This window comes from Streptomyces sp. NPDC005752 (assembly GCF_040630715.1).
Taxonomy (GTDB): Bacteria; Actinomycetota; Actinomycetes; order Streptomycetales; family Streptomycetaceae; genus Streptomyces.
The window spans coordinates 128849-152755 of record NZ_JBEXYB010000010.1 but is presented as its reverse complement, the minus strand read 5'-3'; the positions used below and the strand labels follow the sequence as shown (position 1 = coordinate 152755).

Sequence of the window (23907 nt, the reverse complement as noted above, 5' to 3'; positions counted from 1 at the left end):
CCCCGGACACCGGGCCACCCGGCGTCACCGGGGCGCCCCGGACAGCCTGCGGCGGATCGTCCCGCGCGCCCTGGTCGTCGCGGTCCTGGCCGGCGGCACTGCCGCGTTCCTCGCGCAGGACAAGGCCGTCCGCGTCAGTGTCGACGGCACGTCGCGCACCCTGCACACCTTCGCTGACGACGTCGGCGAACTCCTCGACGCCGAAGGCGTCACGGTCGGAACCCGCGACACCGTCGCCCCCACCCCCGCCACGGGGCTGGACGACGGCGACGAGATCGTCGTCCTCCGGGAGACACGCGGCTTCGGGCCCGTGCCGGGCGGCGGTCCCGGGGTCCCGCGGCGGCCGTAGGCTTAACGGGTGAGCACCACAGAGCCCGACGCCCTCCTGGGCCCCGCAGACATCCGCGAGCTGGCCGCAGCGCTGGGCGTACGCCCCACCAAGCAGCGCGGCCAGAACTTCGTCATCGACGCCAACACGGTCCGCAGGATCGTACGGACCGCCGAGGTGCGGCCCGACGACGTGGTGGTCGAGGTCGGGCCCGGCCTGGGCTCGCTGACCCTGGCCCTGCTGGAGGCGGCCGACCGGGTCGTCGCCGTGGAGATCGACGACGTGCTCGCCGGCGCCCTGCCCGCCACGGTCGCCGCCCGCCTGCCGGACCGGGCCGGCCGGTTCGACCTCGTCCACTCGGACGCGATGCTGGTGAAGGAGCTGCCCGGCCCCCCGCCCACCGCGCTGGTCGCCAACCTTCCCTACAACGTCGCCGTGCCGGTGCTGCTCACCATGCTGGAGCGTTTCCCCACCATCGAGCGGACGCTCGTGATGGTGCAGGCCGAGGTCGCCGACCGGCTGGCCGCCCGGCCCGGGAACAAGGTCTACGGCGTGCCGTCCGTCAAGGCCAACTGGTACGCCGACGTCAAGCGCGCCGGGTCGATCGGCCGCACGGTGTTCTGGCCCGCGCCCAACGTCGACTCGGGGCTGGTGTCCCTCGTCCGGCGCGCGGAGCCGGTCCGCACCACCGCGAGCAGGGCCGAGGTCTTCGCCGTCGTGGACGCCGCCTTCGCCCAGCGCCGCAAGACGCTGCGCGCGGCCCTGGCCGGCTGGGCCGGCTCCGCACCGGCCGCCGAGGCCGCACTGACCGCCGCGGGGATCTCGCCGCAGGCCCGGGGTGAGGCGCTGACCGTCGAGGAGTTCGCCGCCATCGCCGAGAACAAGCCGGAGCCCTCCGCATGACCCGCAGCGTCACCGTCCGCGTACCCGCCAAGGTCAACGCGCAGCTCGCGGTGGGCGCACCCCGCCCCGACGGCTTCCACGACCTGGCCAACGTCTTCCTCGCCGTCGGCCTGTACGACGAGGTCACCGTCACCCCCGCCGACGCCCTGAGCATCACCTGCTCGGGACCGGATGCCGCGCAGGTCCCGCTGGACGCCACCAACCTGGCCGCCCGCGCCGTGATCGCCCTGGCCGCCCGGCACGGCATCGCCCCCGATGTGCACATCCACATCGCCAAGGACATCCCCGTGGCCGGCGGCATGGCGGGCGGCAGCGCCGACGGCGCCGCCGCCCTGCTGGCCTGCGACGCCCTGTGGGCCACCGGCACGAGCCGGGAGGAACTCCTGGAGATCTGCGCCGAGCTGGGCAGCGACGTGCCGTTCAGCCTGGTCGGCGGGGCGGCACTCGGGACCGGACGAGGTGAGCAGCTGACCACCGTCGAGGTCGGCGGAACCTTCCACTGGGTCTTCGCCGTCGCCGACGGCGGGCTCTCGACCCCCGCGGTGTACGGCGAGTTCGACCGGCTCACCGCCGGTACGGACGTCCCCGAGCCGGCCGCGTCGCCCGCGCTCCTGGGCGCCCTGCGCAAGGGGGACGCCACCGCGCTCGCGGACGCCCTCGGCAACGACCTCCAGGCCGCCGCCCTCTCTCTGCGTCCCTCGCTCGCCGACACCCTCGCGGCGGGCACCGCCGCGGGCGCCCTGGCCGCACTGGTCTCGGGATCAGGGCCGACCACGGCGTTCCTGACCGCCGACGAGGAGTCGGCGGGGAAGGTCGCCGACGCGCTGATGGCCTCGGGCACCTGCCGCAGCGCACGGGTGGCGGCATCCCCGGCACCGGGCGCCACCGTCGTCTGACCGCCGGTACTCAGCGGGAACCGAGTACGGTCGCGCTGCCGCCCTCCCGGGGTGCGGCGCGACCGTATGCGCATGGGATCAGGTCGAGCTGCTGCGCGCACCCGGCGGCCCGGCCGGCGGCCCGGCCGCGCGTCTGGCGCACGGTCGTGGCCGCCAACGGCGTCGCGATGACCGCGTTCCTGTGGCACCTCACCGCGATGCTCGGCGTGTACGGCGCGATGCTCGCCCTCGGCGTCCCGCTGCCGGACCCGGCCACCGGCGCCTGGTGGGCGCAGGTACCGGTGCGGATCGCGGCCGCCGTCGCGGTCACCGCCCTGCTGGTCGCGGCCTTCCCTGCGTTCGAGCGCCCCGTCCGGGGCGTCCCCGACAGGGCGGCGAGCGGCGCCGGAGCCGTCTCGGCGATCGGAGTGACCCTCGCCCCGCTCGGAGTGCTGGGCCTGTCCATGGTCGGCTACGCGGGGCTGCTCGAGGGGCACACCGCACTACTGATCGCCGTCCACGTCAGCCCCCCGGCGGCCGTCGCCATGGCGCTCGGAGGCTGGCTGCTGGTGGAAGGGGCGGGGCGGTGAACGTGAGGGGCGGCGCTTGCGGGAAGCCGCTCAGCGACCGTAGTTGTAGCGGCACGAGACGATACGTACTTCGTCTTCGTTCACGCGGTAGATGAGTCGGTGTTCCTCGCTGATCCGGCGTGACCAGTACCCGCGGAAATCATGCCGTAGAGCCTCCGGCTTGCCGATGCCTTCGTTTCCGTGGAGGTCGATGTCCTGGAGCAGGGCGTTGATCCGCTTGAGGATCTTCCGGTCCTGGGTCTGCCACCACACGTAGTCCACCCATGCGGATTCGTGCCAGACCAGCTTCATTCGACGAGCTCCCGTACGGTGCCGCCGCCGTTCTCGAGATCATCGATCGCTGCCAGGACGTACGTACGGGATGTGTGCGCCCGAGTCCGACGGGGCAACGTGCGGTGACGGCGGCGTCAGCCCAGCTTCAGCGTCTTCCTCGCCAGCTCGTACGCCGGGAGCATCTCCTCGTGCTCCTGCGAGTCCAGCCCGCCCAGGTGCACCACGACCGGCCCCTCCGGCGTTGCGACCGCGAAGGCCCGCTCGGCCTTGGGGTCGTCCAGCAGTTCGGCGTCCACCGTGTAGGTGACCTCCACAACTGCCACCGGCCCACCTGTCTCCTCGTACGACGCCTTGGACGCGTTCGCGTCGCCGGCCACGAAGTCCTCCAGCGCCGCTCGCGGAGTGGTGCCGGAGCCCTTGCCCTGCCAGACCCGGAGGTAGCCGATGTTCCCGGCCGGCTTGGCGTCGATCTCGCAGACCATGGTCGCCGAGCCCTGCTGCGCCAGTTCCGCGAACTCGGATCCGGGATCCACCTCCACGGCCTCCGGCTTCCAGTCCGCCGCAAGATCGAAGGTCACCGGCAGCTCACAGGCCGAGCCCGGGCCGCCGAGCGTGCCACCCTTCTCCGCGACGGCGCTCTCCGACGCCTTCGCGGGGGCGCTGTCCCCGTTCTTGCCGGTGCCCGAGTCCGTGCCGCCGTCGGACGACGACGAACAGCCCGCCGATACCGCCGCCGCCAGGACCGCCGGAACCAGAGTCCGTATCGCGTAACGCATCATGAAGTCCCCACCCCTGAGATGTTCCGTACCGCTCCGACCTGGGGTTACTCCCCATGATCGATCGCCGCACGCTATCGCACCCCGCGCGGCGACTACTCTGGGACGTCGAGCGGTCCCCGACGCAGGGATCCCCGAGGCAGGAGTGAAATGGCCGTCAATCTGGTCAATGTCGAGCAGGTCAGCAAGGTGTACGGCACCCGTGCCCTGCTCGACGGTGTATCCCTCGGGGTGTCCGAGGGCGACCGGATCGGCGTCGTCGGCCGCAACGGCGACGGCAAGACGACGCTCATCCGGATGCTCGCCAAGCTGGAGGAGGCGGACACCGGCCGGGTCACCCACAACGGCGGGCTGCGCCTGGGGGTCCTCACCCAGCACGACTCCCTCGACCCGCAGGCCACCATCCGGCACGAGGTCATCGGCGATCTCGCCGACCACGAGTGGGCGGGCAGCGCCAAGATCCGCGACGTGCTGACCGGGCTCTTCGGAGGCCTCGCCCTGCCCGGCTTCGAGCACGGCCTGGACACCGTCATCGCCCCGCTCTCCGGCGGCGAGCGGCGCCGGATCGCCCTGGCGAAGCTGCTCATCGCCGAGCAGGACCTGGTCGTCCTCGACGAGCCCACCAACCACCTCGACGTCGAGGGCATCTCCTGGCTGGCCGGACATCTGCGGACCAGGCGCTCCGCACTCGTCTGCGTCACCCACGACCGGTGGTTCCTGGACCAGGTCTGCACCCGCATGTGGGACGTCCAGCGCGGCTCCGTCCACGAGTACGAGGGCGGTTACAGCGACTACGTCTTCGCGCGGGCCGAGCGGGAGCGGATCGCCGCGACCGAGGAGTCCAAGCGGCAGAACCTGATGCGCAAGGAGCTGGCCTGGCTGCGGCGCGGCGCCCCCGCCCGTACCTCCAAGCCGCGCTACCGCATCGAGGCGGCCAACGAGCTGATCGCCGATGTGCCGCCCCCGCGCGACACCAGCGAACTCATGAAGTTCGCCAACGCCCGGCTGGGCAAGACGGTCTTCGACCTGGAGGACGTGACCGTCCAGGCCGGCCCCAAGACCCTGCTCACCCACCTCACCTGGCAGCTCGGCCCCGGTGACCGCATCGGCCTGGTGGGCGTCAACGGCGCGGGCAAGACCTCGCTGCTGCGTGCGCTGGCCGAGGCGTCCCGCAGCCAGGGCGACGTACAGCCCGCCGAAGGGAAGGTCGTCGTCGGCAAGACGGTCAAGCTCGCCTACCTCTCCCAGGAGGTCGCCGAGCTCAACCCGAACCTGCGGGTGCTCGAAGCGGTCCAGCAGGTGCGTGACCGCGTCGACCTCGGCAAGGGCCGTGAGATGACCGCCGGGCAGCTCTGCGAGCAGTTCGGCTTCGTCAAGGAGAAGCAGTGGACTCCGGTCGGTGACCTGTCCGGTGGCGAGCGGAGGCGGCTGCAGATCCTGCGGCTGCTGATGGACGAGCCCAACGTCCTCTTCCTCGACGAGCCCACCAACGACCTCGACATCGAGACGCTGACCCAGTTGGAGGACCTCCTCGACGGCTGGCCCGGATCGATGATCGTGATCTCCCACGACCGGTTCTTCATCGAGCGCACCACGGACAAGGTGATGGCGCTCCTCGGCGACCGCGCGCTGCGGATGCTGCCGCGCGGTCTCGACGAGTACATCGAGCGCAGGCAGCGCATGGAGGAGACGGCGACGCCCGCGTCCTTCGCCGGGTCCTCGGCGCCCAAGGCGGCGCCGGCCGAGACGGTCTCCCCGCAGGCGGCGCGCGCGGCGAAGAAGGAGCTGCAGAAGGTCGAGCGGCAGCTCGAGAAGATGTCGACGAAGGAGACGTCGCTGCACGCGCAGATCGCCGACAACGCCACCGACTTCGCGAAGGTCGCCACGCTCGACGCCGAGCTGCGTGAACTGGTCGCGGAACGTGACGTGCTGGAGATGCGCTGGCTGGAGCTGGCCGAGGAAGCCTGAGGGCCGCCGGGCGGGACCGGGATCGGCGGGGCCTGCCGACGCATGAGGGGGAAGAGGCCCAAGAAACCACCGGTGGTAGAAAGAGGGTCCGCCCGACTCACCATCACCTCGCGGAAACCAAGCCCGATTCGCTCCTTTCCGGTGCGCTCCGGGGAGCGCTGTCCCCGGCTCCCGGAGCGCACCGGAAGCGCGGGGGAGACCGGAAAAGGGTCCGGTCCGCAGAAAAGGGGACGCACCGATGTCCCAGCCGCCCGGCCCGCACTCGTCGCACGAGGGCTTCGGAGCACCGTTCGACCCGGCGGAGGGTGCGGCTCCCGGCTCTCAGCCGCCCGCACCACAGCCCGGGTACGGGTATCCGCCCGCACCGCAGCCCGGGTACGGCTATCCCGCAGCACCGCAACCGGGCCCGTACGGTGCCCGGTCCGGCCCTTACGCGCCGCAACCGCCCGGGCCCCACGGTCCGCAGCCCGGGCCCCACGGTCCGCAGCCCGGGCCCCACGGTCCGCAGGAGGGTCCCTACGGTTCGCCGCCTCCCGGAGGAAGCCCCGGAGGGCGGGGGAGGTTCGGGGGCAGGCCGGCGCGAATCGTCGGGGTGGTGCTCGCCGTACTCCTCGTCGCGGGCGCCGGTGTCTGGTTCGCCACCGGCGGCGGCGACGACGGTGAGCGGCCCACCGCCGGTGGCGGTGACCGGCCCGCGGCCTCGCCCACCGCGGAGGGGAAGGGTGACACCACGGACCGGACCGACTCCGAGCTCGTCGATGCGGTTGACGCCGGGCGTGAGCAGGGCGAGGCGAAGCTGCGCTGGGTGAAGAGCCTCGGCGTCGACCTGCCCGGGCAGGCCCTCACCGTCTTCGGCCCGTGGCAGTCCGGGGACGTCGTGGCGCACGCCGTCCGCCGCACCGTCTCCGGCTACTCGGCGCAGGACGGCCGGAAGGTGTGGAGCCTGAAGGTCTCCGCCGACATATGCGCGGCACCGACCCTGCCGACAGGGGACGGCAAGATCGTCATCGCGTTCGAGGAGCACACCGAGGACGGCGCGGACTGTTCGGTCCTGCGGATGATCGACCTGAGGACGGGCAGGGCGGGATGGACGAAGACGCTTCCTGCAGGCGGGTTCAGGGAGATCCGGCGGGACGTCGCCATGTCCTTGAACGGCGGCACCGTGACCTACGCGCGCGCCGGCCGCGTGCTCGCCTACGACGTCGGAGGCGGCAAGGAGGTGTTCGGGATGCCGGCCGGACCCTGCCGGCCGTACGCGTTCACCAGCGGTCCGCGGATGATCGCCGCCACGTCCTGCGCCCCCTTGGGCGACGACCGGGCGGACCAGCGTATCCAGGAGGTCGACCCGCTGACCGGCAAGGCGCGATGGACGTACGACGTGGGGGCGGGCTGGACCGTCGACCAGGTCTATTCGACCGATCCGCTGGTGGTCTCCGTACAGAAGGGCGACGCGTGGAAGGCCGTCGCCCTGAGGGCCGACGGTACCCTCCGCGCGGAGATCGACCTGGGCACCCGTGACGTCGACTTCGGCTTCGCCGACTACGAAGTGCGCTGCGGCGGCTACCAGATGGTCACCTCGAACAAGGACGACTGCGCCGGCGTGGCCGTCGACTCCGACACGTTCTACGTGTCGACGAAGCGGCAGCACGCCGAGTTCGACATCGACAACAAGCTTGTCGCCTTCGACCTGGACTCCGGCGAGCAGAAGTGGACGGTGGCCGCACCGCTCGGACGCAGGGTCGAACCGCTCGGCACCGAGGACGGCCAGGTGCTCGTCTACGTCGCTCCCACGAAGAAGCAGGGCGGTGAGATCGCCACGGTGCCGGCTGCCGGCGGCGACCTGAAGACCGTCCTCGCACATCCCGCGTCGACGGCGGCCATCGAGGACGGCTTCGCCGGCGGCAAGGTCGACTACACGAACGGCCGCTCCCTCGTCACCCGGTCCGTGGTCGGTCTGGAGGAGGACGACAACATCGAGGTCACGACGAAGATGTTCATGGCGTTCGGTGACTGAGGCGTTCCTCCCGCACCTGAAGCCCTCATTCCGGTGAAACCCGCCCACTCCGAGGGGTGTTGACGCCGGGGCGGCCGCCGGTGCGGCCGCCCGCCCGCACCGGGCTCGTAACGGCGACATCACGGGCCGGTTCTCCCTTGGGAACAGGGCATGGACCGAGCCGGTGCCCGGTGGGTGCGGGTGGTACAAAGAAGCCCCGCTCGACTGTCGTAAAGCCGCGGAAGCCATGCCCGATTCGCTCCTTTCCGGGGGGAATTCAGAGATTTCTCGCACCTGATCCTCTGAACCCAGCGGAATCGCGGGGGAGACCGGAACGGGCACCGGACCGCACGAAGGGGGACGTGCTGATGACCCAGCCGCCCAGCCAGCAACCGCCGCAGGGGGGCTTCGGGGCTCCGCAGGAACCGCAGGGCACTCCTCAGCCGCCCCAGCCGCAGTCACCTCCGGCCGCTCCACCGCAGATGCCGCCCGCACCTCCGCAGATGCCGCCCCCGGGGGCGCCGCAGCCGGGTTACGGCTATCCGCAGGCCCCCGGAGCACAGCCCGGCTACGGCTACCCCCAGGCCCCCGGCCAGGCCGCTCCGGGCCCGTACGCCCAGCAGCCCGGTCCCTACGGCGCCCCGGCCGGCCCCTACGCGCAGCAGCCCGGCCCGTACGGCCAGCAGCCCGGCTACGGCTATCCGCAGCAGCAGTACCCCGGCGCACCCGCGCCCGGCGGCTCCGGCGGCGGCCCCTTCAAGGGCAAGCCCGCCGTCGTCATCGGCGCGGCGCTCGCCGCACTGCTCGTCGTCGGCACCGGCATCTTCTTCGCCACGAGCGGGAGCGACGAGGAGAAGAAGCCCGTCGCCAAGTCGAGCGAGAACGCCGTGGACCCGAGCACCTCGCCCAGCGTCGACCAGGGCGACGGCAAGGGCGACGGCCGTGAGGCGAACGACGACCTGAACGCCGGTCGCAAGGAGGGCGAGGCCAAGGTCCTCTGGCTGACGAAGAACGACGTCGACCTGCCGCGCAACGGCGCGAACGTGTACGGCCCGTGGATCGTCGGGGACACCCTCGTCAAGGGCATGTACCGCTCGGTCGTCGGCTATTCGGTGGCCGACGGCAAGGAGAAGTGGAAGCTTCCGCTCCCCGCCGACATGTGCGCCGCGCCCGTCACGCCCACCTCCGACGGCAAGATCGTCATCGGCGTGATGAACGGCACCACGGACAAGGCCGACTGTGCCGACCTCCAGATGATCGACCTCAACACCGGCAAGGCCGGGTGGAAGAAGGCGGTCAAGAAGAACGGCACCTGGGACCTGCTGTCCGACATCGGCCTGGCGATCAGCGGTGACACCGTGACCGTCGGCCGCACGAGCAACTCCAGCGCGTTCCGCGTCAGTGACGGCAAGGAACTGTTCGGCAACCCGTCGGGCGACTGCAAGCCGTACGCCTTCGCCGGCGGCCCCAAACTCATCGCCGCGGTCAACTGCCGAACCGATGACGTGGACAACCCGCAGCAGCAGGTCCAGGAGGTCGACCCGGCCACCGGGAAGGCCAAGTGGACCTACGAGCCGAAGCGCGGCTGGGAGATCGACAAGGTGTACTCGGTGAGTCCCCTCGTCATCTCGCTGACCCAGCGGGAGGAGAAGAAGTGGGCCGTCCTCGCGCTCAAGGAGAACGGAACGCTCCGCTCCCAGCTGATCAGTGACAAGGGCGACAAGCTCTCCGTCGACTGCGGCGGAGGCTTCTCGATCTTCGGCAAGAAGCTCGAAGGCTGCAGCGGCGTCGCCGCCGACGCCAACACCTTCTACATGATGACCGAGGACGACACCAGCGGCACCGGCCGCACCAACAAGGTCGTCGCGTTCGACCTGAACACCGGCAAGACCAAGTGGAAGGCCGCGGCCCCCGCCGAGCGCACCATGAAGCCGCTGCGCATGGAAAGCGGTGACGTCCTGGTCTACCTGGAGCCCTCGTACGACAAGGGCGGGGCGATCGCCACGATCGCGCCCACCGGCGGCACGCCCGAGGTGGTGCTGCAGCACCCGGACTCGACGACCAGGATCGAGAGCTTCTTCTCGTCCAAGACCGTCTATGCCGGAAGCCGTTCCTTCGTCGTCAGCGACCGCGTCAGCGCGAGCAACGACGAGGAGGAGAAGGAGCAGACGACCATGATGGCCTTCGGCAAGTGACGGCCGCCGACGGCAACCGCAGCCCCTTCTCCTCAGAACCAGCAGAGGTACGTACGCCATGACCCAGCCGCCCCAGCCGCCCAACGAGCCGCCCCAGGGCGGATTCGGCGCCCCGCAGGACCCGCCGCCCGGCGGATTCGGCGCGCCCACCCCGCCGCCCGCCGACCCGTTCGGCAAGCAGCCCCCGGCCACGCCGCCCACCCCGCCCGCGGGCGGCTACGGCAGCCCGCCCCCTCCGCCCGCCGGCGGCTACGGCACCCCGCAGGCCCCGCCGCCGGTCCAGCCGCCGACCCAGCCCGGCTACGGGTATCCGCAGGCACCCCCGCCGGGGCAGCCGCCGACCCAGCCCGGCTACGGGTATCCGCAGGCACCCCCGCCGGGGCAGCCGCCGACGCAGCCGGGCTACGGCTTCCCGCAGGGGCAGCCCGGCATGCCCCCGCAGGGGTACGGCTACCCGACCGCGCCCATGCACCCGCAGTACGCCACCCCGCAGCCCGGCGGCGGCAAGAAGTTCACCACCCAGATGCAGATCATCGTCGCCGCGGTCGTCGCCGTCGTGCTGATCGTCGGCGGCGGGGTCATCTACGCCTCCAGCGGCGGTGACGAGGGCGGCAAGCAGGACGAGGCGTCCTCCGCCGGAACCGGCGGCGAGGGCAAGGGCGGTGAGGGCGACGGCCTGGCCGGCGGGACCGAGAAGGCTCCGTCCGACACCAAATCCAAGGTCGGCTTCCAGCTGCGCCACCCGAAGGTCACCGACACCACGGTCGTCGACGGCTCCTGGGTCACGGACAAGGTGTACGTGAAGACCGGCGTGTACGAAGTCGTCGGCTACGACCTCGCCAAGGGCACCAAGGTCTGGTCGATCCCGCTGACCGGCCAGGTCTGCGCCGCGTCCCGGCACATGAGCAAGGACTACAAGACGGCCATCGCCTTCCAGGACGGCAAGCCGAGCGCCGAGGACAAGTACCCCTCCTGCACCCAGATCGGTGCCCTCGACCTGGCCACGGGCAAGCTCATGTGGAGCAAGTCCGTCACCTCCGCGTCCAGCGGCGACGAGCCCGTGAGGTTCGGCGAGGTCACGCTCAGCGGCTCCACGGTCGCGGCGGGCGGGACCAGCGGCGGCGCCGCCTTCAACCTGGCGAACGGCGCCGAGCTCTGGAAGCCGAAGGCCGACACCAACAACTGCTACGACATGGGCTACGGCGGCGGCGAGGCCCTCGCGGTGGTCCGCAAGTGCGGCAGTTACGACGACCCGCAGCTCACCGTCCAGGCCCTGAACCCGACCACCGGCGCACCGCTCTCCTCGTACAACATGCCGCCCGGCGTCGACTACGCGAGCATCGTCTCCACCAAGCCGCTCGTGGTGGCGGCCGACGTCGGCGACACCGCCGGTGACGGCAGCAGCATCTCGGACTTCTTCTCCATCGACGCGGCCACAGGCAAGCTGATCGTCCGGATCTCGGCCGACGCGGACAAGTACGCCGCCGACTGCGGCTCGACCGAGGTCGAGCAGTGCTCCTCACTCGCCGTCGGCAACAACAGGCTCTACGTACCGACCGAGGAGCACGAGGGCGGCGGCGAGTACGGCGACACCAACGAGATCGTCGCCTTCGACCTCACCACCGGCAAGCTCGTCGGAGGCAGGGCGGACGCAGGCGACCGCTACACGCTGACCCCGCTGCGCATGGACGGCTCCAACCTCATCGCGTACAAGCGGCCCCCGTACGACAAGGGCGGCCAGATCGTCTCCATCAACGGCTCCACGTTCAAGGAGACCGTGCTGATGGTCAACCCGGACGACGAGTCGGTCCGCGAGGCGGAGACCAGCTTCTCCATCGACTACGCCGAGTTCATCTACGAGAAGGGGCGGCTGTTCATCTCCGAGAAGATGGTCAGTGAGCCCAGCAAGTCCAGCTCGCTGGACGACAAGCAGTACCTCGTCGTCTCCTTCAGCACCGTCTGACCCCTCCGGCCCCTTTCCGGGCCGGACGGTAACGGCCCTGCCGGTTGATCATCCGACCGGCAGGGCCGATCGTTTTCCGACGCACAAGGAGCCCTGGACTGAGCAGAATTCGGCATTCTGGGGGGCTTCCGTCCGGTAGAGGGCGCGCCACGTCGAACAAGCGTGTAGCTTGCCGGGTCAGAGGGGCCGGGGGGCCTGTTCAGGGTGACGCAGCGGGGCTGCGCTGTACACATGGGGGCTTTTCCGATGGGCGTGCGGCTCATGGTGGTCGATGACCACCGTCTGCTCGCCGAGGCACTCGCCTCGGCGCTGAAGCTGCGGGGGCACCGGGTGCTCGCGGCGGCCGCGCCGACGTCCGGGGCCGCGGAACTCGTCGTCAGCAGGGCGCCCGAGGTCTGCCTGTTCGGCACATCGGCGCCCGCCGAACCCGGGGTGTTCGACCCGATCGTACGGATCGGGCGGGAGCGACCGCAGGTGGCCGTGGTGGTGCTCGGCCCGGTGCCGAGCCCACGCGGGATCGCCGCGGCCTTCGCCGCCGGAGCGGCCGGGTACGTCCGCCACGACGAACGCATAGAGGGCGTGGAACGCGCCATGGTCAAGGCCCGCGCGGGCGAGAGTGCGGTCGCCCCGCAGCTGCTGCGCGGTGCGTTCGCGGAGCTGCTGCATCCGGCGGTCCAGCCGGACGACGAAGGGCAGCGGCTCCTGAGGATGCTGACCCCGCGTGAGGTCGAGGTGCTGGTGCGGGTTGCCGAGGGGGAGGACACCCGGCTGATCGCGGCCGGCATGAGGATCGCGCCGAGCACCGCACGCACGCACGTGCAGCGGGTGTTGATGAAGCTGGGTGTCGGCTCCCGGCTGGAGGCCGCCGCGCTCGCGGCCCGTACGGGGCTGCTCGACAGGGCGGCGGGAACGCCTCGGGGGCCGGGCGGCCACGCGTGAACGCGGGAACGCCCGGCCCCCGAGGGGTGGTGCCGGTCAGTCCTCCGGCGTACCGGGGGCCTCGTGCGGCACCTGGACGGGGCGCAGCTTCATCCAGATCAGGAAGAAGAGCCCGAGTGCCAGCATGGCCAGGCCGGTCCAGAGGTTTATGTGGACGCCCTCGGCCTTCTTCAGGTCGGCTTCGGACGGGTTGATCCCGGCGATGGTGACGATCACTCCGTAGACCACGAAGAGACCGCCGATGATCCGCCGGATGTCGAAGAGCCGGGCCGCGGTCGCGGACGTGCGCTCCAGTTCGGAGACTTCCTTGTGCAGGTCGGACATGGTGAGTGCCTCCGATCAGAGCGAGTAGGGCAGGTAGCAGAGTGCGGCGAGGACGATGGCGCCCCAGCCGAGCAGGGCGGGCTTGCGGTACCAGGCGCTGTCGCCCTCGTCCGGGGCCTCGTCGGCGTCGGGGGACTCCGTCCCGTAGACCAGACCGGCCAGTTCGGCATCGGGCTTGGGAGCGGTGAAGAGGGTGACGACGACCATGACGACCGCGCCGGCCACGAATCCGACGATGGCGGAGACGAAGTTGGCGCCCTGGTCGGACGGGATGTCGATGATGCCCTGCTCGTAGAAGACGAAGTAGTTCACCATCGCGGCCGTGGTGCCGGCGACGAGGCCCCAGACACCGGACTTCACGGAGGCGCGCTTCCAGAACATGCCGATGATGAAGACGACGAACATCGGGACGTTGAAGAACGAGAACAGCGTCTGCAGGTACGTCATGATGTTGGAGAAGCTGGCGGCGATGAACGCCGTGCCGATCGAGGCCAGCACACCCACCGCGGTGATCACGCGGCCGAAGCGCAGGTAGTACGCGTCCGGCTGGTCCTTCTTCACGTACCGCTGCCAGATGTCCGTGGTGAACACCGTGTTGAACGACGACACGTTGGCCGCCATGCCGGCCATGAACGCGGCCAGCAGACCGGTCACCGCGATGCCGAGCACACCGTTGGGGAGCAGCTCGCGCATCAGCAGCGGGATGGCGTCGTTGTAGGTGAGGCCGGATTCCTTCGACCCGATGTTCGGGACGACGACGGCGGCGACCAGGCCCGGGATCATCACCGCGAAGACGATGAAGATCTTCGGGAAGGCGGCGATCAGCGGGGTGCGCTTCGCGGCGGACAGGTTCTTCGCGGACAGGGCGCGCTGCACCTCGGCGAAGTTGGTGGTCCAGTAGCCGAAGGAGAGCACGAAGCCGAGGCCGAGGATGATCGTCAGCCAGTTGGCGCCGAGCGGGTTGGCGTCACCGATGCCGGTTCCGCCCCAGGCGGACATGAAGTCCGCGCCGTGCTGTTTCTCGAGCGAGCCGCTGAGGCCGTCCCAGCCGCCGACACGCTTGAGGCCCAGGATGGTGAGGGGGATCAGCGCGGCGAGGATGACGAAGAACTGCAGCACCTCGTTGTAGATCGCCGAGGAGAGTCCGCCGATGGTGATGTAGAGCAGGACGAACACGCCGGCGACGACGATGGCGACCCAGCGGTCCCAGCCCAGCAGCGCCTCCACGACGATCGACAGGGCGTAGAGGTTGACGCCCGCGATCAGGATCGCCGCGAAGGCGAAGAGTATGGAACTCAGCAGGTGTGCCGACCTGTCGAAGCGCTGGAGCAGGAACTCCGGCACGGAGCGGACCTTCGACCGGTAGTAGAAGGGCATCATCACCAGGCCGAGGAAGACCATGGCGGGGATGGCGCCGATCCAGTACCAGTGGACGACCGCGACGCCGTACTGCGCGCCGGTGGCCGCCATGCCGAGGATCTCGGTGGCCCCGAGATTCGCCGCGACGAAGGCCAGGCCGGTCACCCAGGCGGGCAGCGAACGTCCGGAGAGGAAGAAGTCGAGACTCGTCTTCACACTGGCCCGGGCGGCGAAGCCGATGCCGAGCACCACGACGAAGTAGATCGCCAGGATTGTGTAATCGAGCCCGTTCGTGGGGAGCCGGAGCCCTTCGGCCAGATATTGCATGGGGGGTACTCGCTTCGTTGCGCGAACTGAACCCGAGGGAACCTACGCCTTTGTGTTCAGAAACTGAACAGTTCGAGTGGTGTTCTTTGTTTGATCGTGATCGCGCGGGTTGATATGTCTTGATTTGGCTCCCGTGTCCGCACGGTCCGGCCACAGGGTTCGTCGGCATTGACGCCTCTGTTGAGTTGTGATTAGTTATGTGCGGTTCTGTTTAGAGGGCGCTGTATGGAGGAGCCTGGTGAAGAAGACGGTTACGACCCTCGCCGACGGCCGTGAGCTGATCTACTACGACTCCGCGGACGACACCGTCCGCGACGCCGTCGACCCCCGGCCGCTGGATGCCGTCTCGACGTCGTCGGAGATCCGCCACGACGCACTGCTCGGCGACTCGGTGGCCATCGCCTCGCACCGGCAGGGGCGCACGTACCACCCGCCGGCCGACGAGTGCCCGCTCTGCCCCTCGCAGGAGGGCCGGCACAGCGAGATCCCGGACACCGGCTACGACGTCGCCGTCTTCGAGAACCGCTTCCCCTCCCTCGCCGGTGACTCGGGCCGCTGCGAGGTCGTCTGCTTCACCTCCGACCACGACGTGTCGTTCGCCGGCCTCACCGACGACCAGGCCGCCCTGGTCCTGGAGGCATGGACCGACCGCACCGCGGACCTCGCCGAGCTCCCGCAGGTCGCCCAGGTGTTCTGCTTCGAGAACCGGGGCGCCGAGATCGGCGTCACCCTCGGCCACCCGCACGGGCAGATCTATGGATACCCCTTCGTCACCCCGCGCACCGAGCAGATGCTCCGCTCGATGGAGACCCACCGCGCCGTGACCGGCCGGAACCTCTTCGACGACGTCGTCGCCCGGGAGCTGGCCGACGGGGAGCGCGTGGTCCTGGAGGGCGAGCACTGGGTCGCCTTCGTGCCGTACGCCGCGCACTGGCCCTACGAGGTCCACCTCCACCCGCGCCGCCGCGTCCCCGACCTGCGGGAACTCGACGAGGCCGCCCGCATGGAGTTCCCACAGGTCTATCTGGAACTCTTGAGGCGATTCGACCGGATCTTCGGCCCCGGCGAGCCGCCGACCCCGTACATCTCCGCCTGGCACCAGGCTCCCTTCAAGGCCCCCGGCCGGGAGGAGTTCGGGCTGCACCTCGAGCTCTTCACGATCAGGCGGACCACCGGCAAGCTGAAGTTCCTCGCGGGCTCCGAGTCCGGCATGGGCGTGTTCATCAACGACGTGCCGCCGGAGGCCGCGGCCCAGCGACTGCGAGAGGTAGCGAGCGAGTGAGCAACACCGGCAAGAAGTACCTGGTGACGGGCGGCGCGGGATACGTCGGGAGCGTCGTCGCCGCACACCTGCTGGAGGCCGGTCACGCCGTGACCGTCCTCGACGACCTGTCGACCGGCTTCCGTGAAGGCGTCCCCAGGGGAGCCGAGTTCATCGAGGGCCGCATCCAGGACGCCGCCAAGTGGCTGGACGCCTCCTACGACGGAGTGCTGCACTTCGCCGCGTACTCCCAGGTCGGCGAGTCCGTCGTCGACCCGGAGAAGTACTGGGTCAACAACGTCGGCGGCACCACCGCCCTGCTCGCCGCCATGCGCGACGCCGGGGTGCGCACCCTCGTCTTCTCCTCCACCGCCGCGACCTACGGCGAGCCGGTCTCCAGCCTCGTCACGGAGACCGACCCCACCGCCCCCACCAGCCCGTACGGCGCCTCCAAGCTCGCCGTCGACCACATGATCACCGGCGAGGCGGCCGCCCACGGCCTGGCCGCCGTCTCCCTGCGCTACTTCAACGTCGCGGGCGCCTACGGCAGCTGCGGCGAGCGCCACAGCCCCGAGTCGCACCTCATCCCGCTGGTCCTCCAGGTCGCCCTCGGACAGCGCGAGTCGATCTCCGTATACGGCGACGACTACCCGACCCCCGACGGCACCTGCGTACGCGACTACATCCACGTCGCCGACCTCGCGGACGCTCACCTGCTGGCCCTGGGAGCGGCCACCACGGGCGAGCACCTCATCTGCAACCTCGGCAACGGCAACGGCTTCTCCGTACGCGAAGTCATCGAGACCGTCCGCCAGGTCACCGGCCACCCGGTCCCCGAGACCGCCGCACCCCGGCGCGGCGGGGACCCCGCCGTCCTCGTCGCCTCCGCCGCCACCGCCAGGGAGCGGCTCGGCTGGCAGCCGTCGCGCGCGGACCTGGCCGCCATCGTCGCCGACGCGTGGGCGTTCGCCCGCCGAGAGGAGCCCACCGCACCATGACCGACAACGCCGAGCTGACCGCCTCCTTCGCCGAGCTGTACGGGAACGCCCCGGAGGGGATCTGGGCAGCACCCGGACGAGTGAACCTGATCGGTGAGTACACCGACTTCAACGGCGGCTTCGTCATGCCGCTCGCCCTCCCGCACCACGCCCGTGCGGCCGTCGCCCGCCGCACGGACGGACAGCTGCGCCTGCACTCCACCGACGTGCCGGGCGGCGTCGTCTCCCTCCGCGTCGACGAACTGGTACCGCGTTCCGGCCACGGCTGGGCCGCCTACCCGGCCGGCGTCGTCTGGGCGCTCCGGGAGGCCGGCCACGCGGTCACCGGTGCGGACATCCAGCTCACCTCCACCGTGCCCGTCGGCGCGGGCCTCTCCTCGTCGGCCGCCCTGGAGGTCGTCACCGCGCTCGCCCTGAACGACCTCTTCGGGCTGGGACTCAGCGCACCGGAGATCGCCGTGCTCGGCCAGCGCGCCGAGAACGACTTCGTCGGCGTGCCCTGCGGCGTCATGGACCAGATGGCCTCGGCCTGCTGCACCGAGGGCCACGCCCTGTACCTCGACACCCGCGACCTCGCCCAGCGCCAGGTCCCCTTCGACCTGGCCGCACACGGGCTGCAGCTGCTCGTCGTCGACACCCGGGTCAAGCACGCCCTGGGCGACGGCGCCTACGCGGAGCGCCGGGCCGGCTGTGAGGCGGGCGCCCGGGCGCTCGGCATCGAAACCCTGCGCGACCTTCCGTACGAGGACCTGGAGGCAGCGCTGGGGACGCTCGCCGCGGCCGGGGAGGGCGAGTCGGTCGTGCGCTACGTCCGCCATGTGGTGAGCGACAACCACCGGGTGGAGCAGGTCATCGCGCTGCTCGACGCCGGTGACGTACGCGCGGCGGGGCCGGTACTCAACGAGGGCCACCTCTCACTGCGTGACGATCTGCGGGTCTCGTGCCAGGAGCTGGACCTCGTGGTCTCCACGGCGAACGTGGCCGGGGCGCTCGGGGCCAGGATGACCGGGGGCGGCTTCGGCGGCTCGGCGATCGTCCTGGTGGAGGAGGCGATGGCGGACACCGTCGCCAAGGCCGTCACCGAGGCGTTCACCTCGGCCGGTCACGCCGCCCCCGGAATCTTCCCCGCGGTCCCCTCGGCGGGCGCCCGGCGGGTCGCTCCAGCCGCTTGACCAGGATGAACTCCGAGACGCCGGGCGGATAGTCCTCGACCTCGCCGACCACCTCGTACCCCTGCTTCCGGTAGAAGTCCGGGGCCTGGAAGCCCCAGGTCTCGAGCCGGGAGCGGGTGCACGCCCGGTCGGCGCGGGCGAGGCGCTCCGCCTCGGCCAGCAGCCGCGAGCCGAGACCGAGGCCGCGGTGGCGGGAATCCACCCAGAGCAGGTCCACATGGAGCCAGTAGGCCCAGGTCCGCCCGCTCATCCCGCCGGCGAGTTCTCCGGCGTCGTCCAGGAGCCAGACCTCCAGGGGCACTTCGTGCTCAGCGGTGGTGGAGCGCAGGGCGCGCAGCTCCGGGGATCCGTCCCAGTTGTCGTCGTGCAGCCGACGGCCCAGCAGAATACGACGCTCCCTGTCCACTTCTGTCTCAAGACGGAACATGAACAACACCCTAAACATCCATGGGCGATCAGTTCCGCGAATCGCCTTCCGGCTCCCACCGCCCGCCGTACGCTGATGCTCAGCACCGGTGGGGGCCGGTGTCGTTTCAGGGGACGAGACAGTCGGACACGACGCCCGGGGCGGGTGCCGTCCGGCACGCGGCGGCGGCCGCATGTCGGCGGTTCACCGAGTGCACCGGGCGTCGTGTCCGCCGCGGTCCGTCCCAGTCGGGGGCCGGCCAGGAACAGGACGCCCCAGGAGCTCACGCAGCATGGGGGTGTCCGTGGCTCGAATCCGGGTTCTGGTGGTCGACGACCACCGCATCTTTGCCGAATCGCTCGCGGCGGCCCTCGCGGCCGAACCGGACGTCGACGTGTCCGCCGCGGGCAGCGGTCCCGCCGCGCTGCGGTGTCTGGAGCGCGCGACCGCCGAGGGACGACGCTACGACGTGATGCTGGTCGACGCCGAACTGGGTGTCCTCGCCGCCTCGGGCGGCGCACACACCGTTCCCGCGCCGCGCGGCGCCCCGGACGGCGGAGGGGGCCCGAGCTTCCCGGTGGACGGCATCTCGCTGGTGGGCGGGGTGCGTTCGACCCATCCGCACCTGCGCACGGTGGTGCTCGCCGAGAGGGACGACCCGCGCCGTGCCGCGACGGCGCTGCAGGCCGGAGCCTCGGGGTGGGTCGCCAAGGACTGCTCGCTGCAGCGCCTGCTGACGGTCATACGCGGCGTGCTGCGCGGTGAGACGCATCTGCCGCCCGCCCTGCTGACCGGTGTCCTGCGCGAGCTGACGGCTGCTCGCAAGCACCGCACCGAGAGCGAGCAGCTCGTCGAGTCGCTGACACCGCGCGAGCGTGAGGTGCTGCGCTGCATGGTGGCGGGCCTGGGCCGGAAGGCGGTCGCGGAGCGCCTCTTCCTGTCCCCGCACACGGTGCGCACACACATGCAGAACGTTCTGGGGAAGCTGGGGGTGCACTCGACCCTGGCAGCGGTGGCACTGGCACGCCGGGCGGGGGTCGGCCCGGCCGTGCTAGCCGGGGATGTTGTCGAACGGGGCGGTCAGCCGGCGTAGCAGTCCGGCGAGCTCGGACCGCTGCGGGCGGGAGAGCTCGCCCAGGATGGCCCGCTCCTGGGCGAGCAGCCCGGCCAGCGACTGGTCGGCCTTGTCGCGGCCCAGGTCGGTCAGCCGGACCAGCACGCCACGGCGGTCACTCGGGTCGGGCAGTCGCTCCACCAGGTTCTTCTTGGTCAGCCGGTCGATGCGGTTCGTCATCGTGCCGGAGGTGACCAGCGTCTGGGTGAGGAGCTGGCCGGGGGAGAGCTGATACGGGGCGCCGGCGCGGCGCAGGGACGTCAGGACGTCGAACTCCCAGGGCTCAAGCTGGTGCTCCGCGAAGGCGATCCTGCGGGCCCTGTCCAGATGCCTGGCGAGGCGGGAGACACGGCTCAGGACCTCGAGTGGTTCCACGTCGAGGTCGGGGCGCTCCCGGCGCCATGCAGCGACCAGTCGGTCGACCTCGTCCTCCATGTCGATCAGTGTAGAGGGTCCCTCGACATGAAGTCTCTTGAATTCAAGTGTCTTGACATCAAGATACATTCCTGGTGATCCTGGCTTCATGACAGCACCCACCTGGGACCCGCAGCAGTACCTCCGCCACGCCGACCACCGCACACGGCCCTTTCACGACCTCCTGGCCCGGATCGGCCCCCTCCCGCACGGACCGGCGCCCAGGATCGCCGACCTCGGCTGCGGCGCGGGCAACGTCACCGCCCACCTCGCGGAGCGCTGGCCCGGCGCCCGCGTCACCGGCTACGACAGCTCCCACCGGATGCTCGAACGCGCCCGCACCCACGCCGGCCCCCTCCTCGACTTCGCCGAGGCCGACGCCGGCACCTGGGCCCCTACCGAGACGTACGACCTCATCGTCTCCAACGCCCTGCTCCAATGGGTCCCCGGCCACACCGCCCGCTTCCCCCAATGGCTGGACGCCCTCACCCCCGGCGGCACCCTCGCCTTCCAGATCCCCGGCAACTTCGACGCCCCCAGTCACACCCTGATGCGTGAACTCGCCGAGTCCCCCCGGTGGCACGACCGCCTCGGCGGCATCCTGCGCCACGCCGACGCCGTACACACCCCCACCGACTACCTGGAACACCTCACCGCACCGGGCCGCACCGTGGACGTCTGGGAGACCACCTATCTGCACCTGCTCCAGGGCGAGGACCCCGTCCTCGACTGGGTCAAGGGCACCGGCCTGCGCCCCGTACTCGACGCTCTCGCCGACACCCCAGGGGCCCACGACGCCTTCCTCGCCGAATACCGCGCCCTGCTGCGCACCGCCTACCCGACGGGCCCGCACGGCACGGTCTTCCCGTTCCGCCGGATCTTCGCCGTCGTCCGCACCCCCGAGGAGCAGCTTTGATCACCGCCGTCGACCACGTCCAGCTGGCCGCTCCGACCGGATCCGAGGACGCCCTGCGGGCCTTCTACGTGGGCGTACTCGGCCTCACCGAGATTCCCAAACCCGAGGCACTCGCGGCCCGGGGCGGCTGCTGGTTCGGGACCGGCCCGGTCCAGCTGCACCTGGGCATCGAAGAGGACTTCCGCGCGGCGCGGAAGGCCCACCCGGGCCTGCGCGTCACGGACATCGACGCCTACGCGGCCCGCTGACCGCACACGGCGCCCCCGTCGAATGGGACGACAACCTCCCGGGCCACCGCCGCTTCCACTCCCAGGACCCGGTGGGCAACCGGCTCGAATTCCTGGAGCCGGTCACCGGGTGAACGTCAGAGCGCGTCGAGTGCCTCCGCCGAGATGTCGATGTCGATGGGGAAGGGGACGCCGGTCTTGAGCCGGTCGTGATGGATGCCGGTCAGCGCGTATGCCTTGTTCACCGGGTCCAGCTCGTATACCCGCACGACCGGATGCCGGTCGCTGCCCGCCATGTCGACCAGCCAAAAATTCGGGATGCCCGCCGCCGCGTACTTCTGCGGCTTGGTGTCACGGTCGCGGGCCTCGGAGTCGGGTGAGACCACCTCGACGGCGAGGAGCACGTCCGCAGCTGCGAAACGGGTCAGCTCCGGCCCGGTGACCGCTTCCGCCCGGACGACGGACACATCCGGCTCGGGAGCGTTGCGCCGGTCGAGGACCACGGTCATCTCGCGGCGCGCCCTCAGTTCCGGTGGGGCGCTGTGCCGGAGCCCGGTCACCAGAAGGTCGATCATCGTGCTGTGGAAATCTCGCTGCGGACTCACAAAGATCAGGCTCCCGTCGAGCAATTCCGTGTGCGGCGGGAGATCGGGCAGCGTGAACAGGTCGTCCACGGTGTATCCGTCCTGCGGGGGCACCGGCCAGCGGCTGCTGTGCCCGGTGATCGGCTCGGCGGTCATGGTTCCTCCCATGGACGGGATCCTGTGCCCTGCCGACCACACTACGGCCGGGAATCCGCAGGCGTCATCACAACGGGTGACGTGCCGGGCGTCAGCTCTTCCGGTGCCCTATCAGCCGTGGCTTCGACTCCAGGTTCTCCAGCCCGTGCCACGCCAGATTCACCAGATGGGCGGCCACCTCGGCCTTCTCCGGCTTCCGTACGTCGAGCCACCACTGGCCCGTCAGCGCCACCATCCCGACCAGGGCCTGGGCGTACAGCGGGGCCAGCTTCGCGTCGAAGCCCCGGGCCTTGAACTCCAGGCCAAGGATGTCCTCGACCTGCGTCGCGATGTCGCTGATCAGGGACGCGAAGGTGCCCGTGGACTGCGCGACCGGGGAGTCACGGACCAGGATCCGGAAACCGTCCGTGTACGTCTCGATGTAGTCCAGCAGCGCGAACGCCGCCTGCTCCAGCAGTTCACGCGGATGCCCCGCCGTGAGCGCACCCGTCACCAGGTCCAGCAGTTGGCGCATCTCGCGGTCGACCACGACGGCGTACAGGCCCTCCTTGCCGCCGAAGTGCTCGTACACCACCGGCTTGGAGACCCCGGCGCGCGCCGCGATCTCCTCCACCGACGTGCCCTCGAAGCCCTTGTCGGCGAACAAGGTGCGGCCGATGTCCAGGAGTTGCTCGCGCCGCTCCTTGCCCGTCATACGGACCCGCCGGGCCCGTCGGGTGGGAACGGGCATGCTCTTCTCGCCGCTGGTGCTTCCGTCGGTCGCCACGTCGTCAATCATGCCGGGTCGGCGGCCACGGGCTTGCGCCGGGAGGCGATACGTGAGGCGTCGGGCCACCGGACGTCGTGCGCCCAGCCCAGCTTCTCGAACCAGCGGATCAGCCGGGCGCTGGAGTCGATCTGGCCCCGCATCACCCCGTGACGCGCGCTCGTCGGGTCCGCGTGGTGCAGGTTGTGCCAGGACTCGCCGCACGAGAGCACCGCCAGCCACCACACGTTCCCGGACCGGTCACGGGACTTGAAGGGCCGCTTGCCGACCGCGTGGCAGATCGAGTTGATCGACCACGTGACGTGGTGCAGCAGCGCGACACGGACCAGGGAACCCCAGAAGAAGGCGGTGAACGCACCCCACCACGACATGGTGACCAGGCCGCCGACCAGGGGAGGGATCGCCAGCGAGAGGATCGTGAAGCTGAGGAAGTGACGCGAGATCGCGCGGATCGCCGGGTCCCTGACCAGGTCCGGGGCGTACTTCTGCTGGGGCGTCTGCTCCTCGTTGAACATCCAGCCGATGTGGGCCCACCACAGGCCCTTCATCAGCGCCGGCAGGTTCTCGCCGAACCTCCACGGCGAGTGCGGGTCACCCTCGGCGTCCGAGAACCTGTGGTGCTTGCGGTGGTCGGCCACCCAGCGCACCAGCGGCCCCTCCACCGCCATCGAACCCGCGACGGCCAGAACGATCCGGAGCGGTCGCTTCGCCTTGAAGGAGCCGTGTGTGAAGTACCGGTGGAAGCCGATCGTCACGCCGTGGCAGCCCCAGTAGTACATGGCGACCAGCAGGCCCAGATCGAGCCAGCTGACACCGCGGCCCCAGGCCAGCGGCACCGCCGCGACCAGTGCGGCGAACGGCACCACGATGAACAGGAGCAGCGCGATCTGCTCGACCGAACGCTTCTTGTCGCCGCCGAGCGTGGCGGAGCGGGCTGCGGGGTCGCCTGCCGCCGTCGGCAGGCCGTCGTCGATCACATCGGGGCTGGTGGGCATTGGGGAGTCCCCTGTGAGGTGAGGAAATATGATGGTATGAGCGGTCTACGCTTCCGTAACCTACGGCAACGTAAGTATGGCAGCG

At 70.6% G+C, this 23907-nt stretch carries 20 protein-coding genes and 4 pseudogenes; 15 read left to right on the top strand and 9 right to left on the bottom strand.

The window, feature by feature from the left end; all coding sequences use genetic code 11:
* Positions 1-37: 37 nt before the first annotated feature.
* The 4 genes and pseudogenes from ABZ441_RS11185 to ABZ441_RS11170 all read left to right on the top strand — a co-directional run.
* A pseudogene (locus tag ABZ441_RS11185) lies at positions 38-283 on the top strand (ubiquitin-like domain-containing protein); the annotation flags it as partial.
* A gap of 75 nt (positions 284-358) precedes the next feature.
* On the top strand, positions 359-1231 hold the full coding sequence (gene rsmA / locus ABZ441_RS11180) for a 16S rRNA (adenine(1518)-N(6)/adenine(1519)-N(6))-dimethyltransferase RsmA (RefSeq protein WP_358970981.1): 873 nt from the start codon (positions 359-361) through the stop codon (positions 1229-1231).
* Positions 1228-2127, top strand: coding sequence for a 4-(cytidine 5'-diphospho)-2-C-methyl-D-erythritol kinase (locus tag ABZ441_RS11175; protein WP_358970978.1), 900 nt, complete (start codon positions 1228-1230; stop codon positions 2125-2127). Before rsmA ends, ABZ441_RS11175 begins: the two co-directional genes overlap by 4 nt.
* Positions 2128-2228: 101 nt before the next feature.
* Positions 2229-2696 (top strand): annotated as a pseudogene (locus ABZ441_RS11170) (acyltransferase); the annotation flags it as partial.
* A gap of 30 nt (positions 2697-2726) precedes the next feature.
* On the opposite strand, the gene ABZ441_RS11165 reads toward ABZ441_RS11170, so the two are convergent.
* Together ABZ441_RS11165 and ABZ441_RS11160 are read right to left on the bottom strand one after the other, a co-directional pair.
* Entirely contained in the window at positions 2727-2987 is a 261-nt protein-coding gene (locus ABZ441_RS11165; RefSeq protein ID WP_358970975.1) for a Txe/YoeB family addiction module toxin, read from the bottom strand.
* A 116-nt stretch (positions 2988-3103) separates the two neighbouring features.
* Positions 3104-3748, bottom strand: coding sequence for a lipoprotein (locus ABZ441_RS11160; protein ID WP_358970972.1), 645 nt, complete (start codon positions 3746-3748; stop codon positions 3104-3106).
* 147 nt (positions 3749-3895) lie between these two features.
* Here ABZ441_RS11160 and ABZ441_RS11155 point away from each other — a divergent pair, with 147 nt between their 5' ends.
* From ABZ441_RS11155 to ABZ441_RS11135, 5 genes are all read left to right on the top strand, one after another.
* On the top strand, positions 3896-5713 hold the full coding sequence (locus ABZ441_RS11155) for an ABC-F family ATP-binding cassette domain-containing protein (protein WP_358970969.1): 1818 nt from the start codon (positions 3896-3898) through the stop codon (positions 5711-5713).
* 595 nt (positions 5714-6308) lie between these two features.
* Positions 6309-7727, top strand: a complete 1419-nt coding sequence (locus ABZ441_RS11150; protein ID WP_358970966.1) for a PQQ-binding-like beta-propeller repeat protein — start codon at positions 6309-6311, stop codon at positions 7725-7727.
* Positions 7728-8074: 347 nt separating this feature from the next.
* The gene (locus ABZ441_RS11145; protein WP_358970963.1) at positions 8075-9901 is read left to right on the top strand and encodes a PQQ-binding-like beta-propeller repeat protein; all 1827 of its coding nucleotides are present in this window, start codon (positions 8075-8077) and stop codon (positions 9899-9901) included.
* Between the two features lie 58 nt (positions 9902-9959).
* Positions 9960-11864 (top strand): PQQ-binding-like beta-propeller repeat protein, encoded by a 1905-nt coding sequence (locus tag ABZ441_RS11140; RefSeq protein ID WP_358970960.1) that lies wholly within the window; start codon positions 9960-9962, stop codon positions 11862-11864.
* Between the two features lie 246 nt (positions 11865-12110).
* Positions 12111-12803: a LuxR C-terminal-related transcriptional regulator gene (locus ABZ441_RS11135; protein ID WP_358971136.1), complete on the top strand. Its 693-nt coding sequence runs from the start codon at positions 12111-12113 to the stop codon at positions 12801-12803.
* A gap of 36 nt (positions 12804-12839) precedes the next feature.
* On the opposite strand, the gene ABZ441_RS11130 is transcribed toward ABZ441_RS11135, so the two are convergent.
* Both ABZ441_RS11130 and ABZ441_RS11125 read right to left on the bottom strand, forming a co-directional pair.
* Entirely contained in the window at positions 12840-13127 is a 288-nt protein-coding gene (locus tag ABZ441_RS11130; RefSeq protein ID WP_358970957.1) for a hypothetical protein, read from the bottom strand.
* A 15-nt stretch (positions 13128-13142) separates the two neighbouring features.
* Positions 13143-14813, bottom strand: coding sequence for a sodium:solute symporter family protein (locus ABZ441_RS11125; RefSeq protein WP_358970954.1), 1671 nt, complete (start codon positions 14811-14813; stop codon positions 13143-13145).
* Positions 14814-15051: 238 nt separating this feature from the next.
* Here ABZ441_RS11125 and galT point away from each other — a divergent pair, with 238 nt between their 5' ends.
* The 3 genes from galT to galK are packed head-to-tail and all read left to right on the top strand — an operon-like array spanning position 15052 to position 18244.
* Entirely contained in the window at positions 15052-16095 is a 1044-nt protein-coding gene (galT, locus tag ABZ441_RS11120) for a galactose-1-phosphate uridylyltransferase (protein WP_358970951.1), read from the top strand.
* A complete protein-coding gene (gene galE, locus ABZ441_RS11115; RefSeq protein ID WP_358970948.1) occupies positions 16092-17072 on the top strand; it encodes a UDP-glucose 4-epimerase GalE in 981 nt (326 codons plus the stop codon). Before galT ends, galE begins: the two co-directional genes overlap by 4 nt.
* Positions 17069-18244: a galactokinase gene (gene galK / locus ABZ441_RS11110; protein ID WP_358970945.1), complete on the top strand. Its 1176-nt coding sequence runs from the start codon at positions 17069-17071 to the stop codon at positions 18242-18244. Before galE ends, galK begins: the two co-directional genes overlap by 4 nt.
* On the opposite strand, the pseudogene ABZ441_RS11105 reads toward galK, so the two are convergent.
* Positions 18234-18671, bottom strand: a pseudogene (locus ABZ441_RS11105) (GNAT family N-acetyltransferase); the annotation flags it as partial. The gene galK and the pseudogene ABZ441_RS11105 sit on opposite strands and share 11 nt — an antisense overlap.
* A gap of 271 nt (positions 18672-18942) precedes the next feature.
* Between ABZ441_RS11105 and ABZ441_RS11100 the strand changes: the two are divergent.
* Positions 18943-19743, top strand: a complete 801-nt coding sequence (locus ABZ441_RS11100; protein WP_358970940.1) for a response regulator transcription factor — start codon at positions 18943-18945, stop codon at positions 19741-19743.
* Here ABZ441_RS11100 and ABZ441_RS11095 read toward each other — a convergent pair.
* Entirely contained in the window at positions 19702-20199 is a 498-nt protein-coding gene (locus tag ABZ441_RS11095) for a MarR family transcriptional regulator (RefSeq protein ID WP_031098619.1), read from the bottom strand. The two genes, ABZ441_RS11100 and ABZ441_RS11095, sit on opposite strands and share 42 nt — an antisense overlap.
* Before the next feature lie 88 nt (positions 20200-20287).
* Between ABZ441_RS11095 and ABZ441_RS11090 the strand changes: the two genes are divergently transcribed.
* Both ABZ441_RS11090 and ABZ441_RS11085 read left to right on the top strand, forming a co-directional pair.
* A complete protein-coding gene (locus ABZ441_RS11090; RefSeq protein ID WP_358970937.1) occupies positions 20288-21094 on the top strand; it encodes a trans-aconitate 2-methyltransferase in 807 nt (268 codons plus the stop codon).
* Positions 21091-21455 (top strand): annotated as a pseudogene (locus tag ABZ441_RS11085) (VOC family protein). Before ABZ441_RS11090 ends, ABZ441_RS11085 begins: the two are co-directional and overlap by 4 nt.
* 3 nt (positions 21456-21458) lie before the next feature.
* Here the strand turns inward: ABZ441_RS11085 and ABZ441_RS11080 are convergent.
* The 3 genes from ABZ441_RS11080 to ABZ441_RS11070 form a co-directional block, all read right to left on the bottom strand.
* Positions 21459-22061 (bottom strand): Uma2 family endonuclease, encoded by a 603-nt coding sequence (locus ABZ441_RS11080; RefSeq protein WP_358971133.1) that lies wholly within the window; start codon positions 22059-22061, stop codon positions 21459-21461.
* Positions 22062-22152: 91 nt separating this feature from the next.
* Complete coding sequence (locus tag ABZ441_RS11075; RefSeq protein ID WP_358970934.1) at positions 22153-22839, bottom strand: TetR/AcrR family transcriptional regulator; 687 nt, start codon at positions 22837-22839, stop codon at positions 22153-22155.
* A complete protein-coding gene (locus ABZ441_RS11070) occupies positions 22836-23822 on the bottom strand; it encodes a fatty acid desaturase (RefSeq protein ID WP_358970930.1) in 987 nt (328 codons plus the stop codon). Before ABZ441_RS11070 ends, ABZ441_RS11075 begins: the two co-directional genes overlap by 4 nt.
* Between the last annotated feature and the right edge of the window lie 85 nt (positions 23823-23907).